The 14,825-nt window shown below is 53.9% G+C and carries 12 protein-coding genes and 1 pseudogene; 7 read left to right on the plus strand and 6 right to left on the minus strand.

Features of this window, described 5'->3' with window-relative positions; all coding sequences use genetic code 11:
- Window positions 1-21 precede the first annotated feature (21 nt).
- Together BM116_RS17040 and BM116_RS17045 are read right to left on the minus strand one after the other, a co-directional pair.
- Window positions 22-282: pseudogene (locus BM116_RS17040) on the minus strand (transposase); the annotation flags it as partial.
- Window positions 283-513: 231 nt separating this feature from the next.
- The gene (locus BM116_RS17045) at window positions 514-825 is read right to left on the minus strand and encodes a hypothetical protein (RefSeq protein ID WP_139057031.1); all 312 of its coding nucleotides are present in this window, start codon (window positions 823-825) and stop codon (window positions 514-516) included.
- A 272-nt stretch (window positions 826-1,097) separates the two neighbouring features.
- Here BM116_RS17045 and BM116_RS17050 point away from each other — a divergent pair.
- The 4 genes from BM116_RS17050 to BM116_RS17070 all read left to right on the plus strand — a co-directional run bounded on the left by BM116_RS17050 (window position 1,098) and on the right by BM116_RS17070 (window position 9,599).
- A protein-coding gene (locus BM116_RS17050; RefSeq protein ID WP_090475280.1) for an IS3 family transposase occupies window positions 1,098-2,317 on the plus strand; the annotation gives its coding sequence in 2 pieces (ribosomal slippage) (window positions 1,098-1,425 and window positions 1,425-2,317; 1,221 coding nt in all).
- A gap of 425 nt (window positions 2,318-2,742) precedes the next feature.
- Window positions 2,743-5,385 carry a PD-(D/E)XK nuclease family protein gene (locus tag BM116_RS17060; RefSeq protein ID WP_083729153.1) on the plus strand — a complete coding sequence of 881 codons (2,643 nt, stop codon included), beginning with the start codon at window positions 2,743-2,745 and terminating at the stop codon, window positions 5,383-5,385.
- Window positions 5,382-8,576 (plus strand): UvrD-helicase domain-containing protein, encoded by a 3,195-nt coding sequence (locus tag BM116_RS17065; protein WP_083729155.1) that lies wholly within the window; start codon window positions 5,382-5,384, stop codon window positions 8,574-8,576. Before BM116_RS17060 ends, BM116_RS17065 begins: the two co-directional genes overlap by 4 nt.
- Before the next feature lie 276 nt (window positions 8,577-8,852).
- Complete coding sequence (locus BM116_RS17070; protein ID WP_083729157.1) at window positions 8,853-9,599, plus strand: LEM-3-like GIY-YIG domain-containing protein; 747 nt, start codon at window positions 8,853-8,855, stop codon at window positions 9,597-9,599.
- A gap of 518 nt (window positions 9,600-10,117) precedes the next feature.
- Here the strand turns inward: BM116_RS17070 and BM116_RS17075 are convergent.
- From BM116_RS17075 to BM116_RS17090, 4 genes are read right to left on the minus strand one after another with little or no spacing between them, the layout of a single operon-like run.
- Entirely contained in the window at window positions 10,118-10,834 is a 717-nt protein-coding gene (locus BM116_RS17075) for a hypothetical protein (protein WP_083729159.1), read from the minus strand.
- Between the two features lie 54 nt (window positions 10,835-10,888).
- Window positions 10,889-11,536, minus strand: coding sequence for a hypothetical protein (locus tag BM116_RS17080; RefSeq protein WP_083729160.1), 648 nt, complete (start codon window positions 11,534-11,536; stop codon window positions 10,889-10,891).
- On the minus strand, window positions 11,488-12,570 hold the full coding sequence (locus BM116_RS17085) for a helix-turn-helix transcriptional regulator (RefSeq protein ID WP_083729162.1): 1,083 nt from the start codon (window positions 12,568-12,570) through the stop codon (window positions 11,488-11,490). The genes BM116_RS17080 and BM116_RS17085 overlap by 49 nt, the downstream gene beginning before the upstream one ends.
- A complete protein-coding gene (locus BM116_RS17090) occupies window positions 12,570-12,989 on the minus strand; it encodes a hypothetical protein (RefSeq protein WP_083729164.1) in 420 nt (139 codons plus the stop codon). The genes BM116_RS17085 and BM116_RS17090 overlap by 1 nt, the downstream gene beginning before the upstream one ends.
- Window positions 12,990-13,085: 96 nt before the next feature.
- Here BM116_RS17090 and BM116_RS17095 point away from each other — a divergent pair, with 96 nt between their 5' ends.
- The 3 genes from BM116_RS17095 to BM116_RS17105 are packed head-to-tail and all read left to right on the plus strand — an operon-like array spanning window position 13,086 to window position 14,627.
- Entirely contained in the window at window positions 13,086-13,595 is a 510-nt protein-coding gene (locus tag BM116_RS17095) for a hypothetical protein (protein WP_235846788.1), read from the plus strand.
- A 3-nt stretch (window positions 13,596-13,598) separates the two neighbouring features.
- Window positions 13,599-14,375 (plus strand): hypothetical protein, encoded by a 777-nt coding sequence (locus tag BM116_RS17100; protein WP_083729166.1) that lies wholly within the window; start codon window positions 13,599-13,601, stop codon window positions 14,373-14,375.
- Between the two features lie 57 nt (window positions 14,376-14,432).
- On the plus strand, window positions 14,433-14,627 hold the full coding sequence (locus BM116_RS17105) for a hypothetical protein (protein ID WP_083729168.1): 195 nt from the start codon (window positions 14,433-14,435) through the stop codon (window positions 14,625-14,627).
- The last annotated feature ends 198 nt before the right edge of the window (window positions 14,628-14,825 follow it).

Genomic DNA, 14,825 nt, shown 5'->3' on the forward strand with positions numbered 1-14,825 from the left:
GTCGCCGAGATGGCTTCACCACTTTTTTGCCATCGCCTCCTGGATGATCTCGGCCTTCAGGCGCTCCTCGGCATACATCTTCTTCAGGCGACGATTCTCCTCCTCCAGCTCGCGCAGTCGAGCCATTAACGAGGCGTCCATGCCACCGAACTTGGCGCGCCATTTGTAGAAGGTCGCCGAACTGATGCCATGCTCGCGGCACAGTTCAGGCACGGGGCTGCCGACTTCAGCCTGCTTGAGGATGGAGATGATTTGACTGTCCGAAAAACGCGATGTCTTCACGCAAAATTTCCTTGATCCGATTAGGAGAAAATTCTACTTCTGACGAGCTCTGATTTCAGGGGGGATTACCCAGGGCTCTGATTGTCACCGCGCTGAATGAGCAGCTGCTCGCCTTCTACAAGGCAGCAGGTTTCACGCAGATGCTAGATGGGAGCATGATGCTCTATTTGAAGCTCTGAGAGACCGAAGCGTACGAGGGGGCAATCACCCTCGCGCTGAGAGACTGTACGGTTAGTGAAAGCGCTCAGGCGCAATTCGTTCTAACGGAATTTTACCCTGTTTCACCCAGCCGGCCATCCAAGTCGACCCAAGCTCTGTCTCTGGGCGCTCTTCAAACGGCAATCCTTGCAGGCGGGCAATCCGACCTGCAATGAACACCGGCGTATCCTCGGGCACTTCACGGCGAATCAGCCTCGCAGCCACGAACCCATCTACCCATACCCCGTGCATCTCCTGACCTGATGCGAACGGGCACTGCCTGAATTTTTCAGCATCAAAGCCAGCCTGCCAGATCTCTGCTTTCTGTTCGTTCCACTGTCTCACAGTCATCACTCCCTACGTTCAGGTGACCCAACGATGCAGTCGAACCATGGGTGTCAGGAGCCGGGAATGGTTAATGGTGCAGTAATGACGTTGCGCTGAAGCTCTCATCCAACACGCGCAATATGCAACCAGGTGGAATGACAGGTTCGCAGGCCCATTCATAGACCACCTCGCAACGCCCTTGGAGGGTTCTGTAGTAGCCCTCAATTAAACCGGACACCTTGGTAGAAGCAAAGGCCTAGGCATGGACCTAGTGCAAAGGAGTGTCCAAGGTGGAGAGAATCGAAGTCATAACCGGAGTGCAGCGCCGTCGCCGGTATTCCGCGCAGGAGAAAGCATTCATGGTTGCAGAGTGTGAGCAGCCAGGCATGTCGGTATCGCTTGTAGCCCGGCGTCATGGTATATCAGCAAGTCTGTTGTTCCGTTGGAAGAAGCTGATGAAAGACGGTGGCATGTCCGCGATTGAATCCGGTGATGAGGTTGTAAGCGCATCCGAGGTCAAAGCCCTGAATAAGAAGGTTCGGGAGCTGGAGCGGATGTTGGGCCGCAAGACGATGGAAGCTGAAATACTCCGGGAAGCTCTGGAGGTGGCTCAGTCAAAAAAGTTGATCTCGCGCATGCCGTTGCTGCCACCGGACGATACCCTCTGAAGCGGGTTGCGGAAGTGCTGAAGGTATCGCGCTCCAATCTTCTGGATCGCCTTCATGGTCGCCAGAAAGGCCGAAGCCCGAGATACAGCAAACAAGACGATGACCGGCATTTGCCGTTTATCCGTGAGCTGTGCGAGGCCCGTGCTGCCAATGGCTATCGAAGGATCACGGCTCGACTGAATCGATTGCTCGCTGCCAACGATGAGCGAGTAAACCACAAGCGCGTGTACCGACTGATGAAGCAGGATGGGCTGCTGTTACCCCGGTATACAGGGCGACCTCAGGAGCGCTGTCACAACGGTCAGGCCATTACGTTGAAGCCAGACCTTCGCTGGTGCTCAGACGGCTTTGAGATCCGCTGCTGGAACAAGGAGGTCGTTCGCGTGGCCTTCAGCCTGGACTGCTGTGATCGCGAGCTGATGCGCTATGTCGCGACCACCGGTGGCATCACCGGTGGCATCACCGGTGAGATGGTTCAGGACCTGCTGCTGGAAAGCTTGGAATACCGGTTCGGCCAGTCAGAGCGAGGGCCTCATCCACTGGAATGGCTGACGGACAATGGCAGTTGCTACATTGCCAAAGAAACGCGAGTCTTCGCGTCCTCTCTGGGCTTTGTAGTGTGTACTACACCGGTGAGAAGCCCTCAGAGCAGCGGCATGGCTGAGGCCTTCGTGAAGACGTTCAAGCGGGACTATGTGTACCTGAACAATCTTCCTGATGCCGCTACGGTGATGGCCAGGTTGCCGGAATGGATCGGGGACTATAACTGCAGCCACCCGCACAAGGGGCTGAAAATGAAATCGCCTGGGGAGTACCGGGCGGAACTGGCATCAAACGAATGAGGTGGTGTCCGGTTTAGCGGGGGGCAACTACATTTGCCTCGTTGACGTGTTTATCACTGGTACGGCTTACGACCGAGCCACGTCCGAAAAAGAACGTATTCGATATGTACTGGAGGCCGGGTACGCTGGCACTGAAAATGCTGCTAAGACCCTTCTGGCCCTAGGGCGTAACGTAGGCGCGCACTTTGGATTGCTTGACGACAAGCATCTTCCAACGCCATTGTTTGATCAGTTCTATCGTGATTTCAGCGTTGACTCGTGACTTGCAACTCCTGATTGCTTAGCCAGAGTAGCCTACAGGCTCGGAACAGAGATGTTTGGCTTGGTTGAGCCTCTGAGCCTTGGCTATATGATGCCTGCTACTGAATAACCGGGCATAGGTGAACAGGCTCATATACGTATGGAAATATCAAACAGGATAAGAAATGGACTTCATTCTCGTACCGGATGCACTTGCAGCAAGTGAAACTCGCCACGCGCTGGCTCAGCGCAATACCATGGGTGTAAAGGCTGGCAGTTTCTCTGTACTGCTGGAAACCCTGGGGGCGCTCTGGTTGATCGAGCCGTCCAAGCTTGACTGGGATGTAGCCTTGCAGGAACAGGCGCTGGGCATGACCGACGCTTTCTGGAAAGACAGTATTCGAGTAGATGAGACTGCAACCATTGTTGAGCTGAAGGCTGGGCTGCAGTTTTTATTTAATTACTTGCCCCTTGGCATTCAACCAACGAAAATCCAGGCGCCTGCCAACCGTTATGAGCGTTATTACAACGATCTGGTGGGGCTCCTTGAGCGAGTCGGAGAGCGCCCAGTCCAGGACCAACTGGCTGAGCAGTGGCTGGCCGAGCATCAGGAACTGTGTATCGAGCCGCTCTATGTTTATCCTCGCCTTGATGCCGAACGCTTGTATCCTTGGCAGCAGCAGATCCTGAGTATTCTTGCTGATAAAGGTTGGTTGGCGCCAGAGCCGGAAAAATACGCCTTCATCCCTGCGCCTTCTCCCGCGAATCAATGCTCACCTACCCAGCACTTCGCGAAAGCCCTGTTTCACCCTGACGCCGGGATTATCAACTGTGATGATCTTTACTGGCTGACGTGTCGTGATCATGTTCATGAAGTGGAGGCGGCCACTTGTATGATTCAAACCTCCCTGGAGCAGGGTACAGCACCAGGGCGAATAGCTGTGGTAGTTCCCCGAGGCGCAGATTATGAAACCTGGCTGGAAGCACACTTTGAATATGCCGGCATTATTGCCAGCAACCTACGTCCGGGCGGCGCCACCTTTGACTGGCAGGCGGCCTTGGTTCACGAGCTACTTACTAGTCTAGTCCAGCGGGATATTCCCATGGCCAGAATGAGCGTGATGATCAACCCGCTGATGCCCTGGAGTGCCAACATCGGTCATAAGCTCGCTGAGCAGCTTGGCGAAGGGGAGGAGCTTGAGCCGGGAGCAGAGCTGAGCGCCGAAGGTGAGGCCATGCTCGAGCTCCTCAAGAGCTTGCCGGAGGAAACACCGATAGCGACTATTGCTTGGTTGAGCGCCATCGCTGAGCAGTGCAAAGCAGCAAGAATAAAAGGTCTGGGAAAACAACGCTTAACAGACCTGCTGGATAATACTCGTCGCCTGTTGGCGCTTTACGCAGACGAGCCCTTTGATGAGCAAGTCAAACGGGTTATCCGTCAAACACCGGTGGCAGCTCTGGAGTCACAGGACGAAAGAGTACGCTACCTGAATGCGGTCAATATTGTGCGGGAAGGCGAGCCACTGCCGTTTCAGGTAGACGAGCTGTTTGTCCTCGGATTCAACCAGGGAAATTACAGTTACCAGCCCGAGCATACCGGGCCGATAAACCGGGATGCATGGGATCAACTCGCAAGCAAAGCCTGTCTTGCCATTCACTCGGTGGAAACGAGCCAGCTGCAATGGCAAAAAGACTTCAGTGAGCTTCTTTGCCGCGCCGACAGCCGGATAACCTTCCTGCGAGCGATGAATGATTATCAAGGTACACGCCTAGAGCCTAGCGAAACGCTCCTGGATATGGCTCTTTGTTTCCAGGGTTTGACACAACTCGCTCCCGAGCGGCTTGAATGTCCGGTTATGCAATCGGATCACCCGTTACTCCGGACTGCCCCAGTTAAGCTGGAGACACCCACAACGCCGCAACTCAATGACCTTCAGATAGACCAGGAGCTGATGTCGATTATCAGGTTTCGTCAGGACGGCACCGCCAGGCCGGAGTCCCCCAGCAGCCTGGAGAAGCTAATGCAATCGCCACTTGCATGGCTACTTAATCGTCTGAGAATCAAATCACGGGTTTGGGCGCCACAATCTCCAGAGGTTGCTATTCAGGGCACCGTTGCACACAAGGTTTTCGAGTTGTTTTCTTCCAGGCAAGCCGAGTCCTGGAATGAGATGCTGTTTGACGAACTGTTTAATCAATCTGTAGAGATGGAAGCGCCGTTTCTGGATGCTCCCCAGTGGCAGCTTAAAAGAGCGCAGCTCAGGAAAAAGGTCTATCGGGCGTTGAATGATTTCGCGAACTGGTGCCAGCAAGAGGGCTGGAGGATTTCCGAAGTGGAGCTAGAGTTGCAGGGTGAGCTGTGGGGAACCCCGCTCAGAGGTTATGTGGATGCCGTGCTGACCAACGGCAATCAAACGCTGGTTGTCGACTACAAAACATCCAAACATAACCGGCGCCTTAAACAGCTCGACGCTGGTTACGACTTGCAAACCCTGATTTATCGAGAGCTGTACCAACAGCAGATCCCCGGCAGCCTCGCGATGAGTGGATACTACACTCTCAATGACGCCACCTTGCTAGCGGATCAATCACTCGATCAGAGTGATCAGCTAAGCGTGATTCAGCCCCAGCCGTCATTGGAACAACAGTCTGCAAACGCAGTCACGCTGGTGCAGCAAAGGCTCGATGAAATACACAACGGCACCATTCGACTCAACCATGCCTCGGATGAAAAGGATTGGGATAAGCGGGGCATAAAAGCTTACGCCCTTACAGATAATCCGGTTGTGGCGCGCTTCACCCGGCACAGCGAGGATGATGCAGTATGAGCAACTCAGCTATTCTCCCTGCGCAGAAACACACCCTGGTCAAAGCCGGTGCAGGTGCTGGTAAAACCTACACCATTCAGAGCACTCTGGCCGATTGGGTCAAGCATGGCCATGTAAAGGCAGACCGAATCCTCGCGGTAACCTTCACCACTGATGCAGCCAATCAAATGCGAGAGCGGATTCGGTTGTCGCTTTTAAAAGAAGGGCTGATGAAGGAAGCTAGATTACTCCAGAAATCAACCATCTCCACTATCCACGCGTTTGGTTTGGAAATTTTGCGAACCTTTGCGTTTGAGGCCGGCAACTCCCCTGCGCCGCGCCAGCTGACCGAGCCCGAGCAAAATATTCTGCTCCGAGAAGCGCTGGATCAGGTAAGCGCCATACATCCGCTGCTCGATGATCTGCAGCGTTTTGACTACTGTGGCGGGTTCAAGGGAGATGAATACCAGGAAGGTGTTGATCAACTGACGGACACTATTCTTAGCCTTATTGGCAAATTTCGATCCCTCGGGAAAGGTGTTGGCTCAACGTCGGAAGAAGTCAGGGCGTTGCTGGATCAGGCGCAGGCGGTTGTCACCGATACCTATGGTCAGGCGCAAAAAAACGCTGCATCGATAACCGACGAACTATGGCGGGCGATTGAAGCTGTTAAATCTGAATACCCGGACCGTCAAGAACTGGGCCGCAAAGACCAATGGGGCAATAACGAAAAGGCCAGAGACTTCGTTGCTGATATCTATTGCGCGACCCGGGAAAGGCTTTGCAGCGATTGGAAGCTTTGGAGCAAGCTCCAATTCAATGACAAACTAAAAAAAATTCATGAGAAGCACCCACGTTCTGATCTGGCCGCGTCGATCTGGAACGCCGCTGAAAAGCTAAACGTACACCCGGGTCCTCTCTGCGATGGCCTGCTGCACATCGAATGTCTGATAACGGGTGTAATAGAAGTTCTGGATAAATACCAAAGCACGAAAAAACAGGCTGGTCTGGTGGATTACAGTGACATGGTGCATCTGGCCAATGACATCCTGAGCAATAATCCGGAGTGGCTGGAAGAAATAGCAGGCAGGTACGACTGCCTGATTATCGACGAGTTTCAGGATACCAATCCGCTGCAGTACTCTCTGCTGCGCCAACTTCAGGCCCGCAGCAAATACACCTTGATCGTTGGCGACCTTAAACAATCCATCATGGGCTTTCAGGGCTCCGACAGCCGTTTATTTGCAACCTTGCTGCAAGATAGCGAAAGCCTGCCTGACGCTGTAAAGGAGCTGGACGGCAACTGGCGCAGCACTCCCGAGGTGATGGGCTTCCTGAACGATGTTGGGGAAAAGCTCTATGGCGACCGCTATCAGAGCCTCGTCCCCAAAGCGGCGTATCAATCCGATCTGCCCGCAGTGCATGCGCTTCGTTTCAATAAGGATTACTGGAACAAGGACGCGAATGCGAGAAGCGATAAACCGGGCTTCACCAAGGAAGGTAATGTCGCTCTGGCTAACCATATTGCAGGCCTGCTGAGTGGCGGTACGCAGGTTACCGACAAATACACTGGCAGGAAGCGGCCTATTCGTGGCTCGGATGTCGCAGTGCTGGCGCGAGGACACAAGCGGCTCATGCGCTTCGCGGATGCGTTGCGCGCGGCGGGTATGGAAGTGCAAATCCAGCAACCAGGATTTCTTGGTTGCGATTCTGTGCAGTGGATCTTGAACGTACTGCAGGGCCTGAATGATAGCCGGGACAAATACGCTTGGCTGGATCTTCTGACATCGCCTTTGATTAGGGGGTGCGACACTGGCCGGCTCGAGACTTTGCTGAACGGCTACAGCGAGCAGTCTAGATTCGAGAGCGAACTAACAGAGCGGCTTACTCATCTGCGAAAAGAGATGACGACGCAGCCGATTAAAAGCCAGCTGTTGACGATTATCGAAGAGGTACGGCTTTTCGAGATTGTGCGTATCCATCCGAAAGGCCAGCAATATCGAGCAAACTTGCTCAAGTTACTCGGTCTTGCTGAAGCGTTCGAAGCGTTGCAGTCTGAGACGCTCAATGCAATGGGTATTGCCGGAAAAAATTCGTCAACTTTCCAAGTATGGCTGAAGCAGAACCAAGGTGTTAACGACGAACAGCCCGAGCCAGATCCGCAAGCGGAAAACGCCGTAGTCCTGAAAACCTGGCATGCCTCCAAAGGCCTCGAGTGGCCTGTGGTTATGGTTTTGGATGCCGAAAAATGCGCAGAGCCGCGTTTTCCCAGCATAACGATGGCATATCCAGCGGGCGGCATAGAGAGCATGCTCCAACAAAGCTTTGTGCAAATACTGCCTCGGTTTGACGATAAGGCCACGCAAGAACGCTTCGCAGTCCTGTTGGTCGATGACGAAATCGAGACTAACAAGAACCTCTACTATGTGGCGCTAACCAGGGCGCGTGAGCAGATCATCCTGCCTTGCTGGGAAGGTTATTCTGACGGGGCGATGCTGGATTATATTGAGCCGTTGCTGCACGCCCAAAGTGAAAAGGGTGAGTCTGTATTCTACAAGGAAAATCAGATACTTCCCTCTGCAGCCCACTTTTTCGAGGGCGGAGCGAAAGAAGATGAGCGAATTACTCTATCCATTACCACGAAAGATCTGCCTGAAAAACGGCAGCATACTATCAGCCCTTCATTAGCCAGCGACCCGTCTGGCCAGCAGAAAGCAGTAGCCGAAACGACGAAGTATGATCCTGCACTAAACTTGGACGCGTTTGACCACTTATCAGCTGATGGCCTAGGAACATGGGTGCATAGGGTATATCAGGTTTACTTTATGCAGCCAAGACTACTTAGCAAAGCGCTGTCCCTAAACCGGGGTTGCATAGAGAGTGACGGCTACATGCAGAGAGCGGTCATTGAGCATTTGGAGGGCTTCAAAGCTCATATGGAGCAGCTGGTGGGTGCAGTTAGTAAGTGGGATTGTGAGTTGCAAATCGCAGGGCTTAATTCAGAAGGACAGGTCATCAGCGGGGTGGTGGACCTAGTCGTCAGGGGGGAGCAGGGAACACTGCTGGTGGACCACAAGAGTAGTAAAGAGAAAGCCCCGGATAGTTATTGGCATCAACTCGTTAAGTACAGAGATGTCGCCATTGGGTCGGGAGGTGGCACGGCTTTGAATTGGCTCAGGCATGGGGTCTGCCATCGTCTAAGAGAAAACTGATTAGGGGCTCAGCCTGAATACTGGTCGTCGGGCATCTCGATCTTAGGTGGGCTGCCATGGTGTCAAAGGTTACCGAGTGTTATAAAAGCATCTCAAGCATGTTGGTAAAGGCGTCGCTGTAAGGTCCAGAGCTCGTTTAAAGCAATATCGGTTTTGCTGCTGGTGTCTCAGGTACGGACTGTGTTATCAATCGAATCAAAATCGCATTGCTATACGTGAGAAAAATAGGGCGGTTTCAAGAAGGCGAATATTAATTGTGTGCGGAGAGTTTTCAGAATGGCTGAAATGAACATTACCCCAGATCTGGCACAAGCGTTGGGGTACTACGTGTACGCTTACGTTGATCCGCGAGATAAAAAGATTTTTTATATCGGTAAAGGCATAGGTAGTCGTGCTACAGAACATCTATCTGATAATGGCGTTTCTGAAAAAGTGGACAGAATTCGACAGATTCGTAACGCACGGCTAGAACCTGTTATTGATATTTTGGCTCATGGGCTACGGGATGATGAGGAGGCTACTCGAGTTGAGGCCGCCTTGATTGAAGTGATTGGCATAGATAATTTGACCAATCAAGTGAAGGGCCATCTTAGTAATATATATCCGCGCAGAGGCCTGAGCGACCTGATCATCGAAAGCAAGGCGGAGAGCGCACAAATTACCGACCCTGCTTTGCTGATTCGAATCAATAAGCAGTTTAGATATGATATGAGTGCCGAGGAATTGTATGAGTACACTCGGGGTATTTGGGTGATTGGACCAAGGCGTGAAAGGGCTAAATTTGTAATGGCTGTGTATGCAGGCATTGTTCGCGAAGTGTATGAAGTTGAATCTTGGCATCGTGCGGGGTCAACCCATTATAAATTCCGGGATCAGACAGCGCTAGCTACCAAGTCGGACCGACGCTGGGAATTTATTGGGTCGGTGGCTGCAGAAGAAGTGCGGGAGCGTTATAAAGGGCGCTCAGTCGCTCACCTATTCCGCCCGGGTCAGCAAAGCCCGGTTGTAGGTGTGGGTCTGTAAGTTTTGCATTAGTGTTCTTTAATTAAGACTTTCCTCTAAAAAAAAGTAAATCGCACCGGTTTTTATGGAGGCTATTTCGTTTAACTCAGGCGGCCATGGCCCTACCGATGTGTTGTTGGTAGAAATTTGCCTCAGTTTCTACCGACGGGATATATATGCTCAAGGTGGTCAGCAAAACTGCGCGGTGGCCCCGTCGCCATGTGTTCGACTAGGTTTTCGAGGGCCTGCTTGCCGCATCTTGGATCGGTTCTAGCGTCAGTCGCTGCCATTAACCGAGGTCGTAGTGATTGCCCTGCAGTCGCTCAGCAGTAGTTCGTATGCAGAATCCCCGCAGATTCATCGACTACGAGCGTTACATAATCAGTCGGAGCAGCAGAGAACCAGGGCGCGTTATCCCAACTGGCGGGGTTGGCTTGAAACCTGGGGGCGAAGACTCAGCTATTGAGAGTCGTCCTTGGCACGAAACCGCAACTGAGCGAGCCGCTCACTTGCGGTTAGGCGTTGCTGAAGCCAGCGCGTCACTCCTGCTCTTCCTCTTCCAGCGCGTTCAGTGCAAAGACTTCATCAGTCACCCGCTTGGCGCGTTTGCCGCTGCCACTTGGTTGGATCACAAACTCCAGTGAGTCACGCAGAAGCACAGTTTCCTCATTCAGGTCTTCGCCGATTTCGTAGTCCTTGGCAAAGAGTGCGGTAGCGGTGGCAAGCTGCTCGATCATTTCGTCCTTCTCCGACAACAGCTCGCTGTGGAGGTGCAGCATCTTGGCCATGATGTTGCAGTCGACCAGGGTACCTTCGAGCCAGTTGCAGCTGGAGGAGTATCCGGCCGCCCAGCGTAGCCCGGTGCCTTCGATAAAGACTTCCAGCTTGACGGTGTCTCCGCCCACAAAGCAGGACCCTAGCATCAATCCGGTAATGCCGTGCTTCTTGGCGGCCTCACCGATCATGAACATGGCATCGGTGATCTTCACGCCGCCGATCGTGCCGGGATGACCGTGCGCAGCAACATAGACGATCGCGTTATCAAACGTCACCTTACACAGGCTCTCGAGGGCAAGTCTGAAGCTGCTTTTATCGTAAAAATTGGCGCTGAATACATCCACGTCTGGTTCTATCTTGGCGATGCCCTCGACGAAGGGACGCACGCTACTGCGGTTGCTGTCGCTATCGTCCAATGCCCAGGGTGACTCCAGAACCAGAATGGCTCGACGTTCACTGCGTGTTCTTGCTCTGCTCATAGGTTGGTATCCCGTGTGAGGTTCATGCGTTGATGGTGCGATTGGTAGTCATGGTTAGTCGTCGCTCAGTACCAGCAGGCGAGTGCTCGGGTGCTGGTGGTAGTTGACTCCGATTGTTACATCGCCTCCACGGCTATACAGGCTCCCGTCAAGCGCAAGGCCAATTTGACTGAAACGTGTGAGTGAGAAGTCTTCTCTTTTTGCACTAATCACGACGTATGCAGAGTGGAACTTTTGCTTGGCAAGTACTCGCTCTGCCTCTTTGTTAAACGTCTCAAACTGGTATGCACGTGCAGTTACAGTGCGGTTCCTAGTCTCACATAACGCGTACAACATGTCGGACGGGTCTCTGCAGATCAGTTTGGGCATGTCCCGAAAAACACCGCAAAGCGTAGTTATGACCTGGTCCGCCCAGATTACGAGCTCCTGGGTGTTACACGTGCGGTCACAGCGGATTTGAAAACAATCCGCTTGAAGGGTGCGCTGGCTGCCTGCTGGGTCGAGAAACAGAGTCATAAAGTGCTTTCCGGGCACTTTGTAGCCTGCTGGCGCCCCAAGCACGTAGCAAAAGGTGCAATAATCTTTATCGATTGGGGGGGCTGTAATCAGCTTTTCATGTTGCTCGTAAAGTGGCCTGACGCTGTCGCGACCACTCAGCAGGTCAATAATGCGGATGGCGCAGATGTGTTGATCGTCGCACATGTATCCTCCAGGACTGGGGTGTTATCTCGATAATGTTCACAAGCCAGGTTCAGGCGTTGGGCCAACTCCTCACGCAGCGATGCTGGTGCAGTGACTACTACTTGGCTGGCGCGGGCCAGCAACCACCATTTCAGTTCCCAGCTGTCGCTGACCGTAGCGCTTAGCTGGAAACCTTCACCTTGTGGCAACGGGGTCAGCTGCATGTCATCAGAAATTGGTGTCTCGAGTAGTAGATGCGCCAGCTGCTCTTTGACCCAAGCGCGCAGCGCTATTTTTCCGCGTACACCAAACTGCATTTGCTCCTCCGCCAGGTAGGTCGCCAGGTCAAATGGGGTGTCGTTGGACACAGCGGTTGGCAGGGCCTCGGCGCTTTGCAAACGGTGCAAGGCATACATGCGCACATCGACAAACTCGGCCCCGGTCGCCAGCAGGTAGCGCGTCTGCCCCCGTTGCACCATCGCCAGCGGGTTGAGAACGAGGTTTTGCTGGCTGCGCTTGGATGCGGAGCGATAGATGCACTGCAGTTGCTGGCCTTCGACTAAGGCCTGTAACACGGTAGCGGCGATATCGGGGTCAATCTGCGGCGGTTGGAGCACGGTGCTGGCGCTCAGGTGGGCGACCCGTTGCGGCAGTCGCGCTGCCGGTGTTTCCACCGCCAATGCGCTGAGCTTGTCGCGCGCCTGACTAAAGCGCGGCGTCAGCTCGTTAAGTATCGCTCGGGGCAGCAGTGCTTCCAGGCTGCCTTCCAGCAGGCTCAGCGACAATGCTTCACCCAAACTGAGCCCTGGGACATTCAGGGACTTGCCCTCCATCCAATGCCAGCCGTACGGCGTACCCTTGCTGTTGCAGTGCAGGGGGAACAGCTGCTCCAGTAGCAACAGGTCTCGCTCAATGGTCCGCTTGGTGCATTTATGGCCTGCGTCCTCCAGCCTCTGGCGCAGCGCCGCGGTGGTTATGCCGGGCGGCTTGGCCGGCAACTGCTGCAGGATCTCCCACTGGCGAGCGAGTGAGGCGCGTGTTGAGACCGTGGGCATCAGGCGCTCCGGTTATTAGCGGTGTCAGGTGTTGGATCACGTCGCTTGATCTTGAGAATGCCGCGCTCGCTGGCAGCCGATACGAGCCAGGCCATCAGTTCCGAATAGTTGATGAGTGAGTCCGGCTGCAGCGCTTTGCGGGTTTCTTCCAGGCTGGACAGTACGCTGGTCAGCTCGGCGTTGTGTAGGTGGCTTGTACCACGTGCGCGTGCGGTTGCCAGCACTGGCTCCAGCAGGGCGTCAAAGGCCTCCTGCTGAATCAGCAAACCAGACAGCGCCGTCAGTTGCTGACTGATGGAGTCAGGTGCTGTGTCCGAGCCCAAAAAACCCGCCAGATTGATGATCCGTCGCCCTAGGCGCTTGATGCTGTGTGTCTCGCGTAGCAGGCTTTCCAGCTCTTCTTTAACCAATCGATCCATACCGCTTGCCCTCGTGTTCGTTGGATCAGAGGTCAGTATGAAGGTGTGGTGCGACAGAATGGGTCGCAGCGGAGCGGTTGTTCGCAGGGCGCAGGATTGCGCAAAGGCAAATGCGTTGGTGTCGGGTTCCGACCGGCGGTGTTAAAACCGCTGGAGGGTGACCCTCAAGGCTATCAGTGGTGGGCTGCGACAGGCTTTGTCGCTCTCTATGGCATGCTGGTTTCAGCAAGCAAGAATCGAGGAGCTCGGTGGATTATGGAAGGCAAAGCCAGTAGCACTGGTAGCGAGTTCGAGTTATTGCGCCTGGACATGTTGGCCAGGCAGTTTCCGGGCATTGTTCAGGGCTGTGGTCAGGTTGTTTTTGCTGCAGAGGATGATGAAGCCCGGCTGAGCCACGCCTCCTGGCGTACTGAAGGGGATCTGTTTGAAAGGGCGAGCGAGACCGGCTTCAAGCAATACCTTATGGAGCTGATTGACTGCTTTATTCAGTACCGCGCGCAGACCGGTCAGACGAAGCGAAAAATCGGTGTCGTACGCATCGATCAAGGCAGCCTTATGATTGAATGGCTATCGAACGACGATCTACTGGAATCAGAGGGGACATAACGAATGGACGCATTGAAACAAGAATACGCGCGCATTCTGCAGGGTCTGCGGATTGATAAGTTCAACCTGGATGAGGACAAGTACTCCGGCGTCTTCCTGCCCGAACCCTTTGATGAGTATTGGGCAGCCAAGACGAAAGTCATGCTGGTCGGCCGAGAAGCAGGGGGTTGGTATACTGATACAAAACCACCTAAACACACCATCAAACGGGCGGCAGGCCTAGGTGGGTTCCCGGTATCCGAGGTAGTAGACGAGTCCCTCGGACGCTATAGAAGCCTCTTCGAGGTGAAGGGCGGCAAGGTCGCCGATACGTCCAGAAGCCGTTTCATGCAGTACTACTCCCTACTGGCTAGGGAGCTTGGGCTGGCCCCCAGAGAACTGATCTACACGAGCCTACTTGCTTGGGACTATGACAAGCGGGACCCAAGCAATCGCCCATCGACCGAGTACCAAGAGGTCGTGTCTGTTTCACAGCAGTTGCTGGCTGCACAGATACGCCAATTCAGCCCAGATTTCATTGTGTTTGCTACGGGCAAGCTGAAAGCTGCCTGTTGGGTCATTCGGCATCTGTTCGATGATCACTTAGGCGGATATCAATTGGCAAAAGAGAGCCTCGTCCGTGGTAATCACTGGGAGTATGAGGTTCGGGGCTACCGCCGGGAGTTTGAAGCGGCTGGTGCTACTTGCTACCACATATCGCATCCGCGTGCTGGTTCTTGGCATGCGCAGTTGGATCCAGTTGTTTCGCAAATCAAGGCCAAGGTTGCATCCCGTGTGTGAAGCGCGGAGCTGCCGGCTATTAAATGACATTAGAGCGATAGCGACAGGAGCGACGGTATGAGCAACCTGGTCAGTTACTTTTTCGGCGCCAGTATCCTTCTACTCCAACTTGGAACCATGGGGTATGGGCTTTGGCTCGGGGTGACAGAGTCGTGGGGCATGGGGCTTTTCATGTTTGTTGTCGCTCTGCTGCTTGGCGCCGCGGCCTTTGCAAAGTCCGATTCGCCAGACTCGTCAGCGGAGCCCAGATGACCGCGCGATAGTGGGCCGCCGATCAATTGCAGGAGCTCGCGAATTATGAGTGAGTGGAAGGCTAAGCAAATTATTGACAATGAGTGGAGGCGAGTAATTGAGCAGGGATATAGAGCTGAGGAGACTTGTCTGGAAACCAGGATGCCTATCCGATCAGCGGACCCCAAATCTTTCCACATATCGAGTGACCCCAAATCG

The sequence above is a fragment of the Halopseudomonas pachastrellae genome (assembly GCF_900114765.1).
Classification (GTDB): domain Bacteria; phylum Pseudomonadota; class Gammaproteobacteria; order Pseudomonadales; family Pseudomonadaceae; genus Halopseudomonas; species Halopseudomonas pachastrellae.

Excerpts from the sequence above, each read along its gene's own strand:
- BM116_RS17065 (WP_083729155.1), top strand. The coding sequence starts at position 5,382 with ATGAGCAACTCAGCTATTCTCCCTGCGCAGAAACACACCCTGGTCAAA.
- BM116_RS17080 (WP_083729160.1), bottom strand. The coding sequence starts at position 11,536 with ATGTGCGACGATCAACACATCTGCGCCATCCGCATTATTGACCTGCTG.
- BM116_RS17100 (WP_083729166.1), top strand. The coding sequence starts at position 13,599 with ATGGACGCATTGAAACAAGAATACGCGCGCATTCTGCAGGGTCTGCGG.
- BM116_RS17075 (WP_083729159.1), bottom strand. The coding sequence starts at position 10,834 with ATGAGCAGAGCAAGAACACGCAGTGAACGTCGAGCCATTCTGGTTCTG.
- BM116_RS17105 (WP_083729168.1), top strand. The coding sequence starts at position 14,433 with ATGAGCAACCTGGTCAGTTACTTTTTCGGCGCCAGTATCCTTCTACTC.
- BM116_RS17060 (WP_083729153.1), top strand. The coding sequence starts at position 2,743 with ATGGACTTCATTCTCGTACCGGATGCACTTGCAGCAAGTGAAACTCGC.
- BM116_RS17070 (WP_083729157.1), top strand. The coding sequence starts at position 8,853 with ATGGCTGAAATGAACATTACCCCAGATCTGGCACAAGCGTTGGGGTAC.
- BM116_RS17085 (WP_083729162.1), bottom strand. The coding sequence starts at position 12,570 with ATGCCCACGGTCTCAACACGCGCCTCACTCGCTCGCCAGTGGGAGATC.
- BM116_RS17090 (WP_083729164.1), bottom strand. The coding sequence starts at position 12,989 with ATGGATCGATTGGTTAAAGAAGAGCTGGAAAGCCTGCTACGCGAGACA.